The sequence below is a fragment of the Ohtaekwangia koreensis genome, assembly GCF_900167975.1.
GTDB lineage: Bacteria > Bacteroidota > Bacteroidia > Cytophagales > Cyclobacteriaceae > Ohtaekwangia > Ohtaekwangia koreensis.
Genome location: NZ_FUZU01000001.1, coordinates 1,314,203 through 1,333,778, shown reverse-complemented (window position 1 = coordinate 1,333,778; position 19,576 = coordinate 1,314,203). Strand labels below are relative to the sequence as shown.

Sequence of the window (19,576 nt, the reverse complement as noted above, 5' to 3'; positions counted from 1 at the left end):
ATGAGGGGTATATATATACTAGGTTTACTTCGAGAAAATAATTGACGAACAATTTCCGCCAAAGCCGAATGAATTGCTCATGACATGGTTTACAGTTGTTTCTTCAAATTTTTGCTGCGGAACTATATCTACTTCTGGCATCGCAGTCTCAAACCGAAGGTTTGGAAATACACATTGGTGCGTTAACGCCAATACCGAGAACACAGCTTCTATACCTCCGCTTGCACCCAGTGTATGGCCGGTAAATGCTTTCGTTGAGCTCATCTTTGGAAGACGTTCTCCGAAGAATCTTTTTACCGCCGTACCTTCTGATACATCGTTATTCAATGTACCCGTTCCGTGTAGGTTAATGTAGTCTATAGCATTCACATCAAGCTTACTCATCTCCAGCGCTTTCTGCATTGCAGAATACGAGCCTCTTCCTTCCGGAGATGAAGCCGTCTGGTGATACGCATCATTTGTATTGCCATAACCGGACACTACTGCCAGTGATTTTTTCTTTTCCTGTTGAAGAACACGATCCGAAACTATAACTACAAAACCTGCGCCTTCGCCAAGGTTCAATCCTTTACGCGTTGCATCAAATGGTCTGCAAGGTTCCTTGTCAAGAATCATCAGGCTGTTAAAACCATTCAATGTAAATTTTGACAATGCATCAGTACCTCCGGCTACGACTATATCCAGCATGCCGTGGTTAATAAGACGAGTACCCAATGCTATAGCATTTACCGAAGAGGAACATGCCGTGTTGATAGTTGAAATGAAATGACGAATGCCAAGATCATCGGCCATCAGTTCGGTTGATCTTCCGCATTCATGATTCACTACATCGTGCAATTTTCCCTTGCTATGATCTTTACTGAAATCCGGAAAGAAAACTTCGGTTCGGTCCATTCCACCAACAGTGGTGGCAGATATTAAACCGGTGCGCCATTTTTTAAGATCGATTCCTGCATGCGCCACAGCTTCGCGTGCAGCTTGTATGGCGAGCAACGCTGTGCGGCTCGTATGCTTGGGGAGCCAAAGTGTATCAGCGAGTTCTTCGTTGGATACCTTCACTTCTCCAACGGGCAGCACACCACGATGAACGGAATCAAATAAGGTTATATCTCCTATACCGGAAGTATGTTGTCTGAAAGAATGCATGCATTGCTCCACCGTCTTTCCGATGGCGGCTATCACACCTATACCAGCAACATGAACAGGACCTTTCAACGTGATCAGGCAGTTTGGTTTGCGCGAATATACTCTGCTATAGATTTAACAGAGCGAAAGATTGTTGGTCCATCCTGTGGATTATCAATTTTCACTTTGTAGCTCTGCTGCAGAAGCACGATGAGCTCCAATGCATCAATAGAATCCAGGCCCAGGCCATCACCAAACAAAGGCTGGTCATCGCCTATATTCTCCGGCTTCAGGTGTTTTAAATTCAGTGCTTCAATGATCTGCTTTTTCAGATCGGCCATCAACTGTTCCATAATTACTTACCGATATAGTTTTGTTAATTCTTCTGCTGTATGTGGCAACGCCAACCCACGCTGCTCTTTCTCTACCAAATATAAGAAAACATCATGGTGGCTGTCCATTACATCGATCCACCCTGCTATGCATGCATGAACAGATGGTTGCATCATCACCTGATCAACATACGCAGCAAGCAATTCCGCATCGAAGGCAGGTGATATAAAAAATGTATTCTCACCTTTGATCCGATGCCGGATACAAATCTCGCCCGACACAATGTTTGGTAATGTATATACAAACAATGCAGGGCTGGAGGATGTTTTGGATGATTCATGATACCGTACATCCGTATCCATACTTGCATGTGCGTTGGACAATACAAGGGAAACACTTTCGGGAGAATATTGTTTGATCGAAAAATCGCTTAACAGAAATTCTGTCGCCAGAAAACCAAGTTGCGCCAGCCGATCCATTTTATAAAACTTCGGATACTCAGGAGACAGATAATTGTAAGCACCTGTTAAAAAATCATCCAGTGAAACAGATTTATTTTCAAACGCTAATGCACCTTTATGGATGACAGTTTGCTTACGGATAATGCTCGTTCCTGAAATAAACATAAATCAGTTTCGGGAGATCCGCTCATTTACATCGATCAATTTTACAAGGCGCTTAAGCGCTACATGGTGCTCGCGAACATATGGGTTTGTTTGATCCCATACATAGCCCGCCAATACAGAACACACCTGACTCTTGATCAGTGGATCCGGATTCTTGGAGAAGAATACTTTCTCCAATGTTCCATCATACCAGGCCATTACATAGGTACGGAATACATCTACACCTTGCTGTACCACTTTTGTATAGTCAGTATCCCAATCAACTGATTCACCTTTGAGTTTGCGGATTACTTGCTTGCTGGCCAGGTGACTGGACACTGTGGCAAACATAACCCCGGATGAAAATATAGGATCGAGGAATTCTGTTACGTTACCGGTTAACACAAATCCTTTACCATAAAATTTATCGGTAGTGGCAGACCATGCTTCTAATTTGCGCGGCTCCCATACCCACTCTACATCTCCAAAACGTTTTTTCAAATATGGATGACCTTCAATGCAAGCTTTATATTGTGCAGAAAGATCACCGGGTATAGCATTGAAGTAATCAAAACTTCCTACAAATCCCAGTGAAGTAACACCATTGGAAAACGGAATGATCCATGTCCAGAAACCAGGAGCATACATGATCGCGATGATGCGATTCGGTTCATCAAAGTTATCGCGGTGTATATCTTTTACATGTGCAAAAACAGCTTTGCGTGGATCCAGGTTGGACGGTTTATCCAGGTTGAACAACCTGGGGATAACGCGACCATATCCGCTCGCGTCGATAATGAAACGCGCTGCGATCTCTTCTGTTGATCCATCCAGACGTTGTACTGTTGTTACAGAACTTTCGTCATCAAAAAATTTTATAGCCGTTACAGTTGTCTCAAAATCTACTTGTACACCTTTACGCTGAACTTCGGTTGCCAATGTCAAATCAAACTCTGCGCGTTGCACCTGCCATGTCCAATTCCAACCTTTTGAAAACTGATCACTGAAATTAAAATCTGCTACGTTTTCTTCCTTCAAAAATTTAGCTCCAAACTTCTGTTGAAAATTTTTGGCTTTCACAGCTTCTAACAATTCAGCATCCTCGAGCACTTCCATACAACGTGGCAATAAACTTTCGCCAATAACAAAGCGTGGAAATTTCTCACGCTCCACAACCCTTACACTTAATCCAGCTTTATGAATCATGGAAGCAGATATACTTCCGGCAGGGCCTGCTCCGATTACCAAAACGTCAATTTTTTCTTTCATTGCTGACAGTTCTTAGTGGAATTCTTTTTATTCTTTAACTTCCGTTGAAGTAGTTTATACTTATCTATATACTTATGCTGGCTTACAAACCAACAGCGTGTTACCAACGCCCAGCATATCTTTTTGCTCCGCTACCATGAAGCCAGCTTCTTTGATGAAGCCTTTGAAAATTTCAGAGTGATACATCTGACTATTTCCGTTGGCCATAGCGGTGAAGTATATAGAAGTTTGCTGTAATGCAAATGCTCCTACCTGGAATCGCTGGCAATCCCAGAACGGCTCAAGTATATATACACTTCCATCTGGATTCAGTGCCTGACGGCAACGTTTCAATATAGAGATGATCTGCTCATCTGAAAAACAATCCAGGAACTGACTCATCCATATAGCATCAAAACCTTTCGGGAATGGAAGGCTTTCATCCAGTATATCACTTTCATGAAAACGGATACGATCGCCAAAACCTTTCTCGGTAATGTTCTTATTCGCCATGTTCACTTGTCCTGGCAAATCAAAGATTGTAACGACTACATCCTGATCATGCTGAAAACATTCCAACGCCCACTTCCCGGTATTACCTCCTATATCCAGCAACGACTTTGGCTTATGCTTGAATACGATGGGCAATACATCTGCGAACGATGCATCTGAATAATAATGATCGAATGCCAGCCAGCTCTCTCTCACCTTCGGTGGAAAGTGTGCCAGTGCGCGGTATAGTGTTGGCCAGTCACCGAATACTTTCAATCCTTCAGGCTTGCCGTTTTGTATACTCTCATCTAATGTGAACAGACCGTTGTAACACACATCGTTCATGAAATCAAAATTCACTTGTGTGAGTTTATCGTTCAGGATGAACGTTGCTGTTTTTGTTACCTTATACACGTCATCTTTACAGGTTAACAAACCTATGCCAAGCGCAGCTTCCATAAGTACGCGCACACCATACTTGGATACATTCGTCTTCTCAACAACCTGTGCTTGTGTTAAGCCTTCAGGGTGCTGTTGAATAGTTTGCAGTATACCGGTTTCGCGCAGCACGCGGGTTGTCTGAAAAACAGCCGGTGCAAAAGCGATCCACTGTGCCTTTTCAATTGATTGTAAAGCGGTGAGTTTGTCTGTTTCGAAAAAATTCATAGAAGATTATTGATTAACTTTTTCCACAACTAATGCGGCATTGCACCCGCCAAAACCGGACGCAGTTTTTAAAATTCTTTTTAGTGGTTTTGATTGCAGCTGACTGCAAACATTTATTTCTTTTGGAACGCCAAAAGTATCAAATCCCCGTGTGGGTATCAATTCGTTTTGCAACAGGCCATGTATGGTTATGATCGTTTCTATTACTCCTGCAGCTCCCAATGTATGACCGTAATATCCTTTCAAACTATTAAGTGGAATTTTACTCATGCCTGCATAATTAAATGCCTTGGCTTCCATCTCGTCATTATAAACTGTAGCCGTTCCATGCGCGGAGATAAAATCAATATCATCGGGTGTGAGTTCCGAAGTCTTCAACGCCTGGGCTATTGCTTGTGCCAGTTCTTCGCCTGTGCGTGAAGGGCCCGAAATATGATTCGCGTCATTGCTTACGCCACTGCCCAGTAAACGAACCGAACTTTTTGATCCGAGCATCTTTGGATCAGTTGATAATATCATTACACCCGCTGCTTCTCCGAGATTTATACCGGTACGATTTGCATCAAAGGGTTTACAGGGAGAAGCACTGATAGCTTGCAAGCTCTGAAAGCCTGATACAACAAATTGACTTAGTACATCGGCACCAAGCACAACGGCATGGTCATACGCACCGCCCTCTAAAAAACGTTTGGCTATAATAAGCGCAAGCACACCTGAGATACAGGCATTTGATACTACTATATTTCTCTTGAAACCAAATTTATCAGCCAGGTATGCAGCAACGGCATGGAGATGAATTCGTGGATGATCAGCTTCTTCGCTGTCCAGAAGATCTATATTTCCCTTTGTTGTTGAGAGAATAAAAATGGTTTTGTCGGATGGTAATGTATGCGATCCTAAAGCTGTCTCCAGTGCTTTGATGGCCATCTGTTCAAAACGCGTTGTAGCATCAGATGATGTTAATGTTTCCAACGCGGATGCCATAAATGAATTTGCATTCCACTGCGGATTGCTTGTCGACTTCACGCCCGAAAGACCTTTCCGGATATTGCTATAGTTTTCTTCGCTGGTAAATCCTAGCGGAGAAATTATACTATCTGCTATGGACCATACTGCACGTGCCATTACGCTTCCCACTTGGTTTTCCAGGCTTGAAAAAACTCAGGCACCGTAAGCTGCAGTTGAAAATTTTTGATGTCGACAAATACCTGAACGGTATTACCGGTGGCTACCAAATCGCCCGTTACTGATTCATACATGTTATAGCTGAATTTCAGTTTGGCTGCGTTCGTTGGCTCGTATATAGATTCGACAATCACAGAATTGCCGTAGCGCAAAGGCTTCTTGTAATCACATTGGACAGACACCACTGGAACAGCCAATGCATTTTTGTAAAAATCGAGATATGAAATGCCGTACTTGGTTCCGAACGCCTCGCGGCCATCTTCAAAATATCGGAGGTAATGGCCGTGCCACACAATACCGAGCGGGTCGGCTTCATTGAATCGCACTATAACTTCTGTTCGGTAAATCAACACGATTGGGGGATATTAAAACAAAAGCACAAAGCTAAAAGCTTATTTGATAAAACTTCCAGCTTTATGCCTTTGGAATCTTACTTTTTGGTCTATGATCTTACGGACGATAGTATTTTTTGCGCCACATCTCATATTCTTTTTTCTTAATTCGCTCGATGGCAACAAAAAGTGCTCCGCCCCAGAAATTACGCATGCCGAATCCGCGAGGCTCTGCTGTTACCCTTTCCGAGAAGAGTACTTCTTTCGTGTCGATGTTTATGAAGGTTACCCAAATGGAAGCTTCTTCATTGAGTTTACTAAAGCTTTCAATGTTGAACATAAGTCCAATTCCGGATAGTCCTTTAAAATCGTAAGAAGCAATGATCTCTGCTACGCCATCACGGTTCAGATGCAGATAATCTTTTTCAGCATTGGACAGCATGGATAGTACTTCGAGTGTAGCGTTATGATCCAGTGTTGGTTGAATGTTTTTTTCGATTTTCTTTTTCTCGATTGCAAGAGCGATATCAAATTTTTCTTCTTCATTCACAATCAGCTTGTTCCAGGATTCCAGTAAATACCGGATGTCTGATTCAGAGCCGAGCTTTTCACGATCACCAATGAGTTTAGCCTTCGAAAAATCGAGACCAAGCCATGTGATTTTCGTGTCCGCCTTAAACACATCACTACGATCTTGCGCAGTAGTAACAGAAGCGACAAACAAGAGAATGATAAGGGTTTTGAGTTGTTTCATAAATCGAATGGGTATATAAATGAAAAATGAAATTTATAGGTTGTGTGTTATGGGACCTGAATTTTGGCAAAGATTCTCATCTCGCAGGAACAAAGAACTTGCCCGTCCTGCTCCACTTTACCTTGAGCAATTGTAAGCTCCAGCACTTGATTTACGATTCGAATGGAGGTGGTAATCGTTGAGTTTTCCTTTGGCAGTATATTTATCTTCAGATCACGAACAGCAGCGATATAGCCTATAGGAACAGGTATATTTTTTTGTTTACACTGATAGCCGACATGAACTGCAGCAGTCTGTGCTATATTTTCTACCAATCCGGGTTCAGCAAAATATCCTTCCGACACAAATACATTCTCAGGTTCGATCGCCAATTGTGTAACGGCATGTTCATCGCTTACCTCCACAAGATTGTGAATCATAACGATTGGTTCACGTTGTGGAATGTATTGGGTAATGGTGGATTTTGTAGCGAGCATGAATTATTGGGTTCTAAAGTTCATGGTTCCGATACGGCACCACTGATTTTTATTTTGCCCAAAAGTTATAATAATTAAACCACTGTATGGGGTATAGATGCACTTTTTGTTCGAGTTCTCCCGTAAACGCGTTCATTAGTTTATCGGTGAACTCTTGCTTCGGCTCATCGTCTTTCCGTTCAAAAAGCGGACTGCCAAAAAAATGATAGTGTGTAGGTGATTCTTTAAATGCAAATACAATCGAGACGGGTACTTTAAATCCGGCAGCAAGTTGAAAAGGTCCTAACGGAAACAGTGCCTCCTCTCCTAAAAAATTCAATGCCTTGGTTTTATTGCCTTCCAGAAATCGATCTGCATGCAGGCATATTAATTCATTGCGCTGCAGCGCCTGACCGATAGCATATACGTGAGAAATATCATTTTTGATAACGATGACATTGAAGTTATGGCCGCCCGTTACTTCTTGCAGATATTGTTTGATTCGTTCATGTTCACCATCAAACATCACTACGTTAACGCGTGTATTCAGGCGCTTCAATAAATGTCCGGCAGCTTCCCAATTGCCTACGTGGCCACTCAGTAAAATGCCGCCTTTACCACCCTTTACAATGTCACGGAGATTTTCTTCACCATCAAAATCATAGGTGAACTTGTTATCGATGCCAGCCATTACAATGACTTTGTCCAGCAACGTCTGACCAAAAACGTAATAATTACTATAGATCTTCAGGAGTGAAGAAAGCTTTCCATACCGGAGCCGCTGGCGGAAATAGGCATAGATATGTTTTGATGAACTCCAGGATGCGAGGAAATAATAACCTGCAACAAACCGTAATAAAAAGTACGCAGGTTTAACCCCCATGTACTTTATGACATAGACAAAGATCCTATAGCCGAGTTTGTTTCCTTTGGATTTACCTTGCCATCGCGGCATAGGATCAAGAGGTTACTTTCTCAGCTACGCGACCCGCTACGTAGTCATAGAAATTCTGAAAAGTAGCTATGTTCACAAAGTCTTCAGGCTTTACTTTAAAACCGAAGTTGCTTTCAATTACCACTACCAGGTCAATGTAGTCGAGGCTATCGAGTTCAAGCGTCTCACGCAAGTTAGCTTCCGGAACAATTTTACCGGGCTCTACCTCAAATTCTTCTACCAAAAACCCATTGATTTTTTCAATGATTGCTGTTTGATTCATCGCTATTGCTTCCACTTTTTAACTATTAAGGTCGAGTTCGTTCCTCCGAATCCGAAAGAGTTTGACAAAAATACGTCAATATTTTTATTCTGTGCCTTCGTTACAATATTCAGGTGTCTGGAGTCCTCGTCAGGCGTTTCAAAATTGATATTTGGAGCCATGAACGAATTTTGCATCATCAAGAGAGAATATACAATCTCACTTGCTCCTGCCATCCAACACTCATGTCCGGTCATCGATTTGGTAGAACTTACCGGAGTACCGGCATCTCCAAATACGTCGAAGATCGCCTTGGCTTCACTGGTATCTCCTGCCGGTGTTGAGGTAGCATGCGCGTTGATATAGTCGATGTCAGAAGCCTTCAGACCAGAATCTTTCATGGCTATACGCAGCGAACGTGCCGGGCCTTGTACACTTGGATTTGAGATGTGCTCTCCGTTCGAAGAGAATCCGTAACCAATAACTTCACCTAATATCGTAGCACCTCTCCGTTGTGCTGATTCCAGACTTTCGAGTATCACCGTAGCAGATCCACCACTCGGTACCAGGCCGTCTCTATTTTTATCAAAAGGTCTTGATGCTGCTGTCGGGTCGCTTTCGCGGATTGAGAATGCACTCAACGCATCAAAATTTCCCATGGAGTATTTGTTAGTCTCCTGCGCACCGCCGCAGATTATACAGTCCTGCATTCCATTCCGGATGAACATGGAAGCTAGTCCTATAGAATGTGAACCACTCGCACACGCTGCGCTCACGGTAAAGTTTATGCCCTTCAAACGGAAGATCGTTGCCAGGTTCATGTTTACCGTAGAGTTCAACGCCTGGAACACAGAGCCTGACCCAATGAGCATTGTATCTTTTTTCTCACGGATGATATCCGTTGCCTCTATCACAGGCTGAGCCGAACTATCATTACCGAAAATAATTCCGATTTCGTTTCTGTCGATATAGTCTTGATCAAGACCAGCACTTTTCAAAGCTTCTGTTGTAGACATGAAAGCATACTCACCTTGTTCAGGCAGCATGATGCGTGCACGTCTGTCCAGCACGCCTTTTAGCGAAGGTTTCTCAACTTTACCGGTCAAACCCGAACGATAGCCCATTTCCTTTCGGACAGGATCGAGCCAAATGCCAGATTTGCCATCATAAAGTGATTTCGTTACTTCTGCCAGGTCTTTGCCTATGCAGGAATAGATACCAATTCCGGTAATAACAACTCTATTCATAGAGGAGGTCAGGGTTGTTTAAGTATTCGCCCTTAAAAAGTCAGGCTATACTGTCTTTTTTGTTTCGCAAAAATAATTTTTTTAATTCTCAATGCCAGTGTCCAATAACTGTAGCACCAATAAGATTTATTAGTAGTGTACCTTTTTTTCGAAGAATCTACGAATATAGCCCCCCATTAATGGACAATACGGTACCGGTTATGTAGGATGCTTTGGGAGACGCCAGGAAAACTATTGCTTCTGCTACTTCGTCTGGTTCACCAAAACGCTGCATGGGTATAAGTGCTTTTAGCTCCTGCTCGTTCAAATCCTGCGTCATATCGGTTCGGATGAACCCCGGAGCTACAGCATTTACGGTGATGTTTCTACGGGCTACCTCCTGCGCCAAGGCCTTCGTTGCACCGATCACACCGGCTTTCGCAGCCGAGTAATTTACCTGACCTGGCATTCCTTTAATCCCCGACAGGGAAACAACATTTACAATTCTGCCGTAACGCTTCTTCAGCATACCATTCACCACCAACCGCGTTACATAAAAAAATCCGTCAAGGCTTGAGCCCAACACTCCATCCCACTGCTCATCGGTCATCCACATGAGCAAAGTATCCTGACGAACACCAGCATTGTTTACAAGAACTTCAATCTGCTTATCGGCATTCTTTTCGATCCAGACACCCAACGCAGCTTCAACCTCAGCCTTACTGGAAACATCAAACTTTAACAATTCGCCAGTTACATTTTTGGACTGCACCAACTCTTGTGTTTTCAGAGCTTCGGTCTCGTTGCTCTTATAGTTGATCAGAATATTATACCCTTGCTCAGCAAGTTTGATAGCAATGGAACGGCCAATGCCGCGGGAACCTCCTGTTACGAGTGCGTATTTCATTTAACAGATTTGAGTATATAACGTGAGATTTTTATTAGTTCAATGGGAATGTTGATCCCAGGTTCACCAGGTATTTACGTATTGTCTGAATATCGTTATACCGAGGTTTATCTTCCAGCACAGGCCCTACTAGCGCGCGGAATTCTTCATATACTTTTGTTGTAAACGAAGACAAACGTGTTTGGCATTTCAAATAATCGATCGCCTGCACGACAGCGAAAAGCTGAATGGTGAGTACGTCAAAACTATTATCAATTACCTTTTTCGCCAAGAACGCGGAATTGCAGCCCATGCTTACAATGTCCTGATTATCATTGTTGTTCGATATACTATGAAGATACATCGGGAACGACAACGTCTGGTTTTCCGCAGTGGTAGATGTGGCCATAAACTGCATTCCCTGCAAGCCAAAGTTTAATCCCAGTGTGCCCAGGTTTATAAATGGAGGAAGCTTTTGATTGAGCTTATCGTTCAGCAAATAATTCAACTGGCGCTCTGATAGCATCGTGAGTTTCGTGATCACGATCTTCAGCTTGTCCATTGCAAGTGATACATAGTCACCGTGGAAGTTACCACCGTGATATACCATTTCGCGTTCGTGATCGATCACCGGGTTATCATTCGCAGAGTTCACTTCATCTTCGAGTACGCGTTGTACTTCCGCCAACGTATCGTATACCGGCCCGAGAATCTGAGGAACACAACGGAGTGAGTAGTACTCCTGTACTTTATCCGTAAAGACAGCTTCCACAATCTTACGATGGTATAAATGCTCCGGACGTTTGCGAATAAGTTTACTATCTGCTAAAACCTTACGTATACCGGCTGCGATCTTCGTCTGTCCTGGATGAAGTTTCACATGGTTAAGTTCTTCCGAGAAGTGATCATCGAAAGATTTCATCAACTCATTTGTGATGGCCGATAAAATCGTAGCACAGGACAACAAGCGTTTCGCCTGAATGAGGTTTACCATACCAACACCCGTCATCGCAGATGTACCGTTCATCAGTCCAAGTCCTTCACGCAAGTATATATCCAGCGGCTTGATCTGTTTTTCGGCAAACACTTCCTTTACCGGACGAAGTTTTCCTTCCGAAAAAACTTCTCCTTCGCCAATAAGATTCAACGCGAGATGAGCGAGCTGCACCAGGTCACCACTGGCACCAACGCCACCACGCTCAAAAATACAAGCACTGATTTTATTATTGAGCAGATCACGAATAAGATCTGCAGCATCAACGTGCACACCAGACACACCTTGCATGAGACTGTTCAGTCGGGCAAGCATGGTAGCACGGGAAAGTTCTTCTGAAAATGGCTGGCCTGAACCAGCACTATGACTGCGTATAAGATTAAATTGTAGCTGCCGCTGATCTTCCTCGCTTATTTTATATTGCGCCATAGGTCCAAAGCCGGTATTTATACCGTAGATAACTTTGTTCTGCGCATACGCTTGCAAGAAGTCAAAGTTAACTTTTACTTTTTCGCGGGCAGTATTATCCAATACAACTTTACTGTCCTGGTAAAGTAATTTTTCGAAATCGTCAACAGACAATTTTCTGTTCCCAACAGTGATCATAAAACTTGATTTAGGCAAAAGTCGCGCAAAATAACAAAGAGAAAGTAATAATCACATCGGTGTATTACTGAAGGTTAATTTTTGTTCTATCTGTCCACTAAAAATTGTCATTTTATCGAGACAAGCTTAAACAGATAGTGCTTCAATAAATGATTAATACTATTTTGAAGCCGCATGCAAAAATACTGGATTACAGTTATCTTTTTTATCATTGCCAGCACCTTATCAGCACAACCAAAAATCGGATTGACCTTAAGTGGCGGAGGCGCTAAGGGCCTGGCTCATATTGGTGTTCTGGAAGCAATTGACAGTGCAGGTCTGAAGATCGATTACCTCACCGGTACAAGTATGGGCAGCATCATCGGTGCGTTGTATGCCGCTGGTTACTCCGGAAAGGAAATTGAGAAAATTGTCAGAGACCTCGATTGGGGAATACTTTTCTCAGGCAAGCCATCCATCAGTAATGTAAACATTGATGAGAAGAAAGACTTCGGCAACTATGCAGTTGAAGTTCCATTCGAGAATCGAAAATTTAAGATCGCATCGGGTATCATTGAAGGACAAGAAATCTGGTTGAAGTTTCAGGAATTGCTCTTGCCAATTTACGATGTTAAAGACTTTTCAAAATTTCCGATTCCATTCAAGTGCGTTGCTACGGATGTAGGGACAGGTAAAGCTGTATTGCTGGACCAGGGAGAACTCGTTACTGCTATCAGGTCGAGTATGGCTATACCTTCTGTTTTTACTGCTATAGATTACAAAGATACCAAGCTGGTAGACGGAGGAGTTGTTCGGAATTTTCCGGTGAGCGATGTGAAAGCGATGGGCGCTGATATCATCATCGGTGTTAACCTGTCGCAAGGGTTAAGACCTGCGAAAGACCTCAACAGTGCAATTGACATTTTATACCAGATCGGTTTTTATAAAGATGCTGATAACTTTGATCGTGAACGAAAACTTTGTGATATACTGATCGAGCCGGATCTCAATGATTTTACTGCGGCCAGTTTCAGTAGTGCCGATAGTATCATTCAACGTGGTAAAGATGCAGGCGACAAACTATACCCCACCTTTAAGCGGCTCGCGGATTCACTAAAGCGCGTATATCCCAAATATAAAGCGATGTCCAAACGTCTCCCCGCGATCAAGAAGATTACACTGGATGGCATGAACATCGATGGTCTTCACCATACTACCAAAACTTCCTTCATTAACAGGCTACATCTTGAAAAAGGTAAGGCGTATGACGGCATTGAAGTAGCCGATGCCATCCGCAGAGTATATGGTTCACAGAACTATAGGCGTATCGCCTATGAATGGCAACCGACAACAGCCGGGAAAGCAAATCTTAAATTCAATGTGATCGAACAACCGCTTACCTATTTCAAGTTTGGCATTCACTATCACACCTTCAGCAACGTAGCGCTCATTGCTGCAGCCTCTTCTAAAAACTTTTTATTCGATCGTTCGAAGACTACACTGAAAGTAAATATCAGCGAGAACTTTCGCCTTCTCGTTGAACACAACCAGACGTTTGGCGTAGCCGAGAATAATAACCTTATTCTCTCCATGTATCATGAACGTTTCCGATTTCCGATCTATACCGATTTTGAACTGACCCAATCATACCGCAGCCGCTATGCTGATTTCGATGCGAAACTCCAGCATACTTTCGGCTTTAGTAAAGCTATAGGTATAGGAGCATCGTTGGAGTATTTCAAAGTAAAACCAAAGATCCGCGCAGATGTTGAAGCTGAAGCCAGCAACAGTTACCTGACAAACTATATATACTATCAATATCACACTTTAAATAAGGCTAACTTTACTACGCGTGGCTGGAATATAAAAGGACAGTTAGGCTGGGTATATGCACAAGAACCGCGTAGCGTCATTCTAAATTCAGATTCAATTTCACAATCTGATTCAACCAACTTAAAAAATTATTTTCAGCTTCATTTTAAAGCGGAGAACTTCAAACCAATCAATCCGCGGTTGACATTGCTCACACAATTTAATACAGCGATCAACTTCAATCCGCGTGCAGCATACCTTAACTTTTTTAATATAGGGGGAATCAATGATTTCGTCCGGAACCAGGTTCCTTTCACAGGTCTCAATGAATATCAACTAACCTCGCATAGCGTTGCTGTATTCATGACAGGATTTCAATACCAGATATCGAAAAGCCTATATGCTACCGCGCGCATCAATGGAGCCGTGTATAATTTCATGGATAATGACGATCAGCCAACAAAATATTTATCAGGCTACGGACTATCGATCGGATATGACTCGGGTATAGGACCGATCAGTCTATCGATCATGTATAATGATCAGTCTACAAAGCTGTCGGGCTATGTAAACATCGGATTTCACTTCTGATTATAGCGGCCACGGATCCGGAAATATACTCCCGGCATGAAAGTTCTCTACTTCATCGTCTGTGAGCAGACATGCCTGAAGTTCATTCCGCACCAATTCTTCATCTAATTGTGTTCCTATAATAACCAGTTCATTCAGACGATCACTCCATTCGGCACTCCATTTCTTCATAATGCTCGCGCGGTCTTGTATGAACGATGGATTCTTTACACGCTCCACTTCCGGTATTGATGCCCACCACTTACCATATACTTCTGCTTGTGACGATCCTCCAGCTTGGCTCCAGATCAGCGCATAGTCAGGTCGCGATGCAAGCCAGAATATACCTTTACTTCGCACTATATTTCCCGGAAAGTCTATTTGTATGTACTTCCACAGTCGCTCCGGATGAAAAGGGCGGTGTGCCCGGAATACAAAGGAAGCTATACCATATTCTTCAGTCTCAGGAGTATGCTCATTGTTTAATTCTTTAATCCAGCCTGCTGCTTGTGACGCCTTTTCATAATTGAATGCACCAGTATTGAGAATAGCACGTGGATCTATTTTTCCAAATGACGATTTAATAATACTGGCGCCTGGATTTAGTTTATGTAAAATGCCTTCAAGCAGTTTCAGTTCGTTTGCTGCAATCCGGTCAGTCTTGTTTAGCACAATAACATCGGCAAATTCAATCTGATCGGTAAGGAGGTTTACAATGCTTCTTTGATCTTCTACATCATCGGTGAGATTACGTTTCAACAGTGTCTCTGAACTCCCAAAATCTTTAAAGAAATTAAGTGCGTCCACTACCGTCACCATGGTATCAAGTTGTGTGATGAATGAAAGATCATATAGTGTATCGCCCGTATCGAAGCTAAAGGTCTGAGCTACAGGTATAGGTTCTGATATACCTGTGCTTTCAATGAGCAGGTAATCAAATTTATTTTGCTTCACCAATTTTTGCACTTCAAGAATAAGGTCGTCACGCAGCGTGCAACATATACACCCATTGCTCAATTCAACCAGTTTTTCCTCTGTGCGCGATAGTTGGACTTCGTTTGTAACCAAACGGGCATCGATGTTTACTTCACTCATGTCATTTACAATAACAGCCACTTTTAATCCCTGCCGATTGTTTAATACATGGTTTAGCAATGTAGTCTTACCGGCTCCCAAAAAGCCAGACAATACTGTTACCGGAAGCTTCTTCCTTGATTTAAAAATATCCTTCATAAAATATAGTATAGAATATATACAGGCTTACGCAGATTTGTTTATAGTCTGGCAAACCATTACTCGCTATGTACGCGTGGACCTATATACTTTGTGTCAACAAACAAAACACATATTTACTTTATGAGCTCTGCGTCTTTCAAAATAAAATTCATGTGCTCGATATCACGATCGTTAAGTTTCAAAATGCCTTTTATAGTGATGATCTGATCGGCTTTGAACTTGGGCGGCTTTGTCTTAAAATATACTTCTGCTACAGACGCAGGGCTGGCACCTCCACAGAAAAAACACATCGAGTATGGAAATTTGGAAAGGATGATTGTACTACTATTGTCAAGATCCATTGGCAGATAATGTCCTTTCAGCGTGAAGTCTTTACCTTCATATGCACGAATCTTACTATCGAAAAACGGATAGAGGTAATATTCATTCTCTTCTTTATGAAACTTCTCCGTGAATTTTACTTTCGCCAATATCTCCCATCCATCCTCGCTTAAATAAGTGCGTGCGGAAAATAAATCCGTGAACAAAAATAGAATCAGTACATACCTCATAAATGCAACAACGATGCAAATATAATTACACAAACAATAAATGCAACATAGTTGCAAATAATAAATTTTCTGATTCTTGTGAGACTATATACTTTGTATGAATACTTGAGTGGCTTCCGCCAGCTCTTGTATCAGTTCGTTCTTTTTTACTTTGAATGAATGATCAGCACCTTCAAAAGAGACAAGCTTTGCTTTGGGTAATGTTGCGCACACTTTCGTGATTAAATTCAATTCACTTAAAGCATCGCGTGTGCCCTGAAGAAACAGCATGGGTATAGGAATGTGCTGAAGGTGTTCAGCGCGTTCGATGGCTGGCGCTCCTGCGGGATGAAGTGGAAAGCCATAGAAGATGATCGCCTTAACTTTATCAAATGTTTTCTTGGAGAGCAGTTGAGACGTCATGCGTCCACCAAAAGATTTACCGCTTACAAACAATGGTATGCCTGGATAATGCTCTAGGGTATATTCAATAACACGCTCTATAGCCTTGTGCGCAACGGCTGGGGTATCCGGTCTTTTCTTTCCCTGTTCCATGTATGGAAGATTAAACCGTATCGTACCGATAGAAAGATCGCCCAATGTTTCGGCCAAGCGCACCATAAAAGAATGATTCATACCCGCACCGGCTCCATGAGCAAGCGTCATCATCGCCACCATAGCAGGTGGCTCTAGTATACTGGCAGATACCTCGCCTATACTATCGGATATAAAAATCTTTACTTCCTTCATATATGATTGCACCGTGAAAGGTGCAGATGTTTATACCCTATTTGCTAACCAGCACGGCATCTGTTAAAATGAAATTCACATGGTCAAGATTGTCGGCATTAAGCTTTAACTTTCCTTTCACCGTGATCAGATCATCTACCTGAAATTTACGCGGCTCTTTCGCAAAGTTCACTTCGGCAATAGATTCCGGACCACCACCTCCACAAAAGAAGCACTGACTCATGGGATACTTGGAGATAATTATATAGTTACCATCCTCCGGAGCAAAAGGAACGTAAAATCCCTGCACGGTAATCTCTTTACCTTCCAACGCCTTGATGTCTGCAGGAAATGTAGGATAGAAAAGATACTCTCCTAATTTCTCGTAGTACTTGGGTTCGAATTTCGTTTTGGCAAAACTCTCCCACATATCCGTTTTCCCCTGCGCCAGTATACTTCCTGCGCACAGTAACAATGCTCCTATCAAACTAAGTTTACGCATATTAATCTTTAATTTTCCTGATGCTTACTTTACAAACTATATACCTATATCTTAATTTTCTCTGGCTACCCAGCCCACTGTCGTCAACACCATTAATTTCCTGCCAGCACCTTCGATATATCGGTACGATACGCCTGTATTGCTGGAATAACAGCGCATAACAACCCTAATAACAAACTTCCGACCAAAATTATCCACTCTTCCGGATAGAAAACAAATCCATCAATGCCCGCTTTTTGTGTTTCCTCCACCAATGCTGAGAGCAGCACCAATACTCCGTGTCCCATCAGCAAGCCGATAACACTGCCCAGCAAGGTTAATATTCCTCCTTCGAGTAAAATAGAAACAAACAGTTTTGTGCGCGATGCTCCCATCGAACGCATAATGGCCAGATCATAGCGTCTCTCTTTTAAAGAGTTATACAAGGCAATAAATATACTTAACCCCGAAATAAATATGAGCACGTATGCAAAGGCCATCAGTATATCTACACCTACACCCATAATCGAAAACAACCGTGCCGTTTCGAATGCGGGAGATGCTGCCTGCAGGCTGCTTTGTGAATTCACCAGGCGTGGTAATTGTATAGCCCCCATGGGAGAACGGTATTGAATCAACATGGAGGTAATCTCTTTTACAGAGTCTCCTTTGGCGATCGATGGCACCAAAGGTGAAGGTATAAAACTTGAATCGCGAAGCTCGGCATGATCTTCATGCGCCTCTTCTGAGTCATGCTCTTCGTGCATTTCCCATACACTTTCCACGTTGGTAAGAATCAAATTGTCCAATACAGTATTGGTTCTTTTCATTACACCTACTACATGATATTGATGTTCGTTGTGTGTATGGCCGCCTTCGGCAAGCCCGTGAGCACTGGCAAATTTATCACCGATCTTAAGCTGCGCTATAGTCGCTACGTTCGCACCTATAGTAACGTCCAATGTATTTTTCCACCAGTTGCCTTCCTGTAACTCTGCTTTATATAGTTCAGCGTATTGTTGAGATGTACCAACAATTCTATACGACTGATAACTATCGCCCAATGCCAGGGGAATAGCGCGCTTTACAAGTCTGTGTTTCGCGAATCGTTCTGCTTCGTTGAGTTTGATATTCCCGGTAGGGAAATCTACATGAAATATATTACAGAGTATAAGTTGCAGCGGGCTTCCTTTTGCTCCTACCACGAGATCTATACCACGTGCATTTTCAGTGATCTTTTGTTCGAGCTGCTTATTAAAGAGTAACAATATTGTGATAACCGCTATACCCAATGAAAGCAACAGAATATTGATAGCCGTATTGAGAGGTCGTGCTTTGAGGTAATTCCAGACGAGTGTGAAGATAGACATGTGATATTATATTAGTCGTGATATAGTATATACAAACTGCAAGGGGTATATACTTATGAAGACGATAATTTTACCTGTTTCGAAATTTTATCTTTGAGCCGTTGATCATGCGTGGCAACCAGCAACGTTGACTGATTCTGTGCCGCTACATCCATCAACATGTGAATGACGCGATCACAATTCTTGTCGTCCAACGCAGACGTTGGTTCATCTGCAAAAATGATGGAAGGTTTATTTAATACGGCACGCGCAATCGCGACACGTTGCGCCTGGCCGTGGCTTAACTGCGTTACGCTGCTTTTGCGTTTCTCTGCGAGTCCTAATCCGGATAGCACTTCCGTGATACGTTCGGTGTTTATTTTCAAGCCTGCGAGATAAGGAGCGAGCATCAAATTCTTTTCAACAGATAAGGCTGACACGAGGTGGTTGCGTTGAAAAACAAAACCGATATGCTGACCTCTGAAACGATCGAGTGATGTTTCTGATAACTGCGCTAACTCTGTATTATCCACTTTAACCGAGCCTGCGTAATTACGCAGTAAACCTCCGAGTAAATGAAGCAGTGTAGTTTTACCACTGCCGGATTCTCCCAACAGCAAACAATGTTCTCCCTTTGTTACCGTGAAATCGGGAAACCGGATGCTATTGCCTGCGCTATATTGAAATGAAAGATCGTGAATTGAAATCATACCTGTGGATTGCGTTTCAATATATATGTGATGATGAAATAAAAAAACCTTCCTGTGATTAACGGAAGGTTATGTTT

The 19,576-nt window shown here is 42.5% G+C and carries 21 protein-coding genes; 1 reads left to right on the top strand and 20 read right to left on the bottom strand.

The genetic code is table 11. The annotated features are described in order from the left end of the window. Positions 1–24 precede the first annotated feature (24 nt). The 14 genes from B5Y40_RS05645 to B5Y40_RS05580 all read right to left on the bottom strand — a co-directional run bounded on the left by B5Y40_RS05645 (position 25) and on the right by B5Y40_RS05580 (position 12,103). Positions 25–1,215, bottom strand: a complete 1,191-nt coding sequence (locus tag B5Y40_RS05645; protein ID WP_143785623.1) for a beta-ketoacyl-[acyl-carrier-protein] synthase family protein — start codon at positions 1,213–1,215, stop codon at positions 25–27. 5 nt (positions 1,216–1,220) lie between these two features. Beyond that, positions 1,221–1,478, bottom strand: a complete 258-nt coding sequence (locus B5Y40_RS05640; protein WP_079685705.1) for a phosphopantetheine-binding protein — start codon at positions 1,476–1,478, stop codon at positions 1,221–1,223. Positions 1,479–1,484: 6 nt separating this feature from the next. After that, positions 1,485–2,084 carry a beta-ketoacyl-[acyl-carrier-protein] synthase family protein gene (locus B5Y40_RS05635; protein WP_079685704.1) on the bottom strand — a complete coding sequence of 200 codons (600 nt, stop codon included), beginning with the start codon at positions 2,082–2,084 and terminating at the stop codon, positions 1,485–1,487. A 3-nt stretch (positions 2,085–2,087) separates the two neighbouring features. Continuing rightward, complete coding sequence (locus B5Y40_RS05630; RefSeq protein WP_079685703.1) at positions 2,088–3,332, bottom strand: NAD(P)/FAD-dependent oxidoreductase; 1,245 nt, start codon at positions 3,330–3,332, stop codon at positions 2,088–2,090. A 72-nt stretch (positions 3,333–3,404) separates the two neighbouring features. After that, positions 3,405–4,469, bottom strand: coding sequence for a methyltransferase (locus B5Y40_RS05625; protein ID WP_079685702.1), 1,065 nt, complete (start codon positions 4,467–4,469; stop codon positions 3,405–3,407). Positions 4,470–4,475: 6 nt separating this feature from the next. Next, positions 4,476–5,594, bottom strand: coding sequence for a beta-ketoacyl synthase N-terminal-like domain-containing protein (locus tag B5Y40_RS05620; protein WP_079685701.1), 1,119 nt, complete (start codon positions 5,592–5,594; stop codon positions 4,476–4,478). Beyond that, complete coding sequence (locus B5Y40_RS05615; protein ID WP_245840480.1) at positions 5,594–6,007, bottom strand: acyl-CoA thioesterase; 414 nt, start codon at positions 6,005–6,007, stop codon at positions 5,594–5,596. The genes B5Y40_RS05620 and B5Y40_RS05615 overlap by 1 nt, the downstream gene beginning before the upstream one ends. A 97-nt stretch (positions 6,008–6,104) precedes the next feature. After that, positions 6,105–6,740, bottom strand: coding sequence for a hypothetical protein (locus B5Y40_RS05610; RefSeq protein ID WP_079685699.1), 636 nt, complete (start codon positions 6,738–6,740; stop codon positions 6,105–6,107). Positions 6,741–6,787: 47 nt separating this feature from the next. Further along, a complete protein-coding gene (locus B5Y40_RS05605; protein WP_079685698.1) occupies positions 6,788–7,216 on the bottom strand; it encodes a hotdog family protein in 429 nt (142 codons plus the stop codon). Between the two features lie 49 nt (positions 7,217–7,265). Next, positions 7,266–8,150: an LpxL/LpxP family acyltransferase gene (locus B5Y40_RS05600; protein ID WP_079685697.1), complete on the bottom strand. Its 885-nt coding sequence runs from the start codon at positions 8,148–8,150 to the stop codon at positions 7,266–7,268. A gap of 4 nt (positions 8,151–8,154) precedes the next feature. After that, a complete protein-coding gene (locus tag B5Y40_RS05595) occupies positions 8,155–8,427 on the bottom strand; it encodes an acyl carrier protein (protein WP_245840479.1) in 273 nt (90 codons plus the stop codon). Further along, the gene (locus B5Y40_RS05590; protein WP_079685695.1) at positions 8,415–9,638 is read right to left on the bottom strand and encodes a beta-ketoacyl-[acyl-carrier-protein] synthase family protein; all 1,224 of its coding nucleotides are present in this window, start codon (positions 9,636–9,638) and stop codon (positions 8,415–8,417) included. The genes B5Y40_RS05595 and B5Y40_RS05590 overlap by 13 nt, the downstream gene beginning before the upstream one ends. Positions 9,639–9,795: 157 nt before the next feature. Continuing rightward, complete coding sequence (fabG, locus tag B5Y40_RS05585) at positions 9,796–10,524, bottom strand: flexirubin biosynthesis SDR family reductase FlxB (RefSeq protein ID WP_079685694.1); 729 nt, start codon at positions 10,522–10,524, stop codon at positions 9,796–9,798. 34 nt (positions 10,525–10,558) lie between these two features. Beyond that, complete coding sequence (locus B5Y40_RS05580; protein ID WP_079685693.1) at positions 10,559–12,103, bottom strand: flexirubin biosynthesis tyrosine ammonia-lyase FlxA; 1,545 nt, start codon at positions 12,101–12,103, stop codon at positions 10,559–10,561. Positions 12,104–12,277: 174 nt separating this feature from the next. Here B5Y40_RS05580 and B5Y40_RS05575 point away from each other — a divergent pair, with 174 nt between their 5' ends. Then, on the top strand, positions 12,278–14,485 hold the full coding sequence (locus tag B5Y40_RS05575) for a patatin-like phospholipase family protein (RefSeq protein WP_079685692.1): 2,208 nt from the start codon (positions 12,278–12,280) through the stop codon (positions 14,483–14,485). Here the strand turns inward: B5Y40_RS05575 and B5Y40_RS05570 are convergent, their stop codons facing one another. The 6 genes from B5Y40_RS05570 to B5Y40_RS05545 all read right to left on the bottom strand — a co-directional run bounded on the left by B5Y40_RS05570 (position 14,486) and on the right by B5Y40_RS05545 (position 19,499). Continuing rightward, a complete protein-coding gene (locus B5Y40_RS05570; protein ID WP_079685691.1) occupies positions 14,486–15,697 on the bottom strand; it encodes a GTP-binding protein in 1,212 nt (403 codons plus the stop codon). A gap of 116 nt (positions 15,698–15,813) precedes the next feature. Further along, the gene (locus B5Y40_RS05565; RefSeq protein WP_079685690.1) at positions 15,814–16,251 is read right to left on the bottom strand and encodes a hypothetical protein; all 438 of its coding nucleotides are present in this window, start codon (positions 16,249–16,251) and stop codon (positions 15,814–15,816) included. Positions 16,252–16,335: 84 nt separating this feature from the next. Further along, entirely contained in the window at positions 16,336–16,980 is a 645-nt protein-coding gene (locus tag B5Y40_RS05560) for an alpha/beta hydrolase family protein (protein WP_221408872.1), read from the bottom strand. A 37-nt stretch (positions 16,981–17,017) separates the two neighbouring features. Further along, positions 17,018–17,461: a hypothetical protein gene (locus B5Y40_RS05555; RefSeq protein ID WP_079685689.1), complete on the bottom strand. Its 444-nt coding sequence runs from the start codon at positions 17,459–17,461 to the stop codon at positions 17,018–17,020. A gap of 92 nt (positions 17,462–17,553) precedes the next feature. Then, complete coding sequence (locus B5Y40_RS05550) at positions 17,554–18,810, bottom strand: ABC transporter permease (protein WP_079685688.1); 1,257 nt, start codon at positions 18,808–18,810, stop codon at positions 17,554–17,556. 53 nt (positions 18,811–18,863) lie between these two features. Further along, positions 18,864–19,499 carry an ABC transporter ATP-binding protein gene (locus tag B5Y40_RS05545; protein WP_079685687.1) on the bottom strand — a complete coding sequence of 212 codons (636 nt, stop codon included), beginning with the start codon at positions 19,497–19,499 and terminating at the stop codon, positions 18,864–18,866. Between the last annotated feature and the right edge of the window lie 77 nt (positions 19,500–19,576).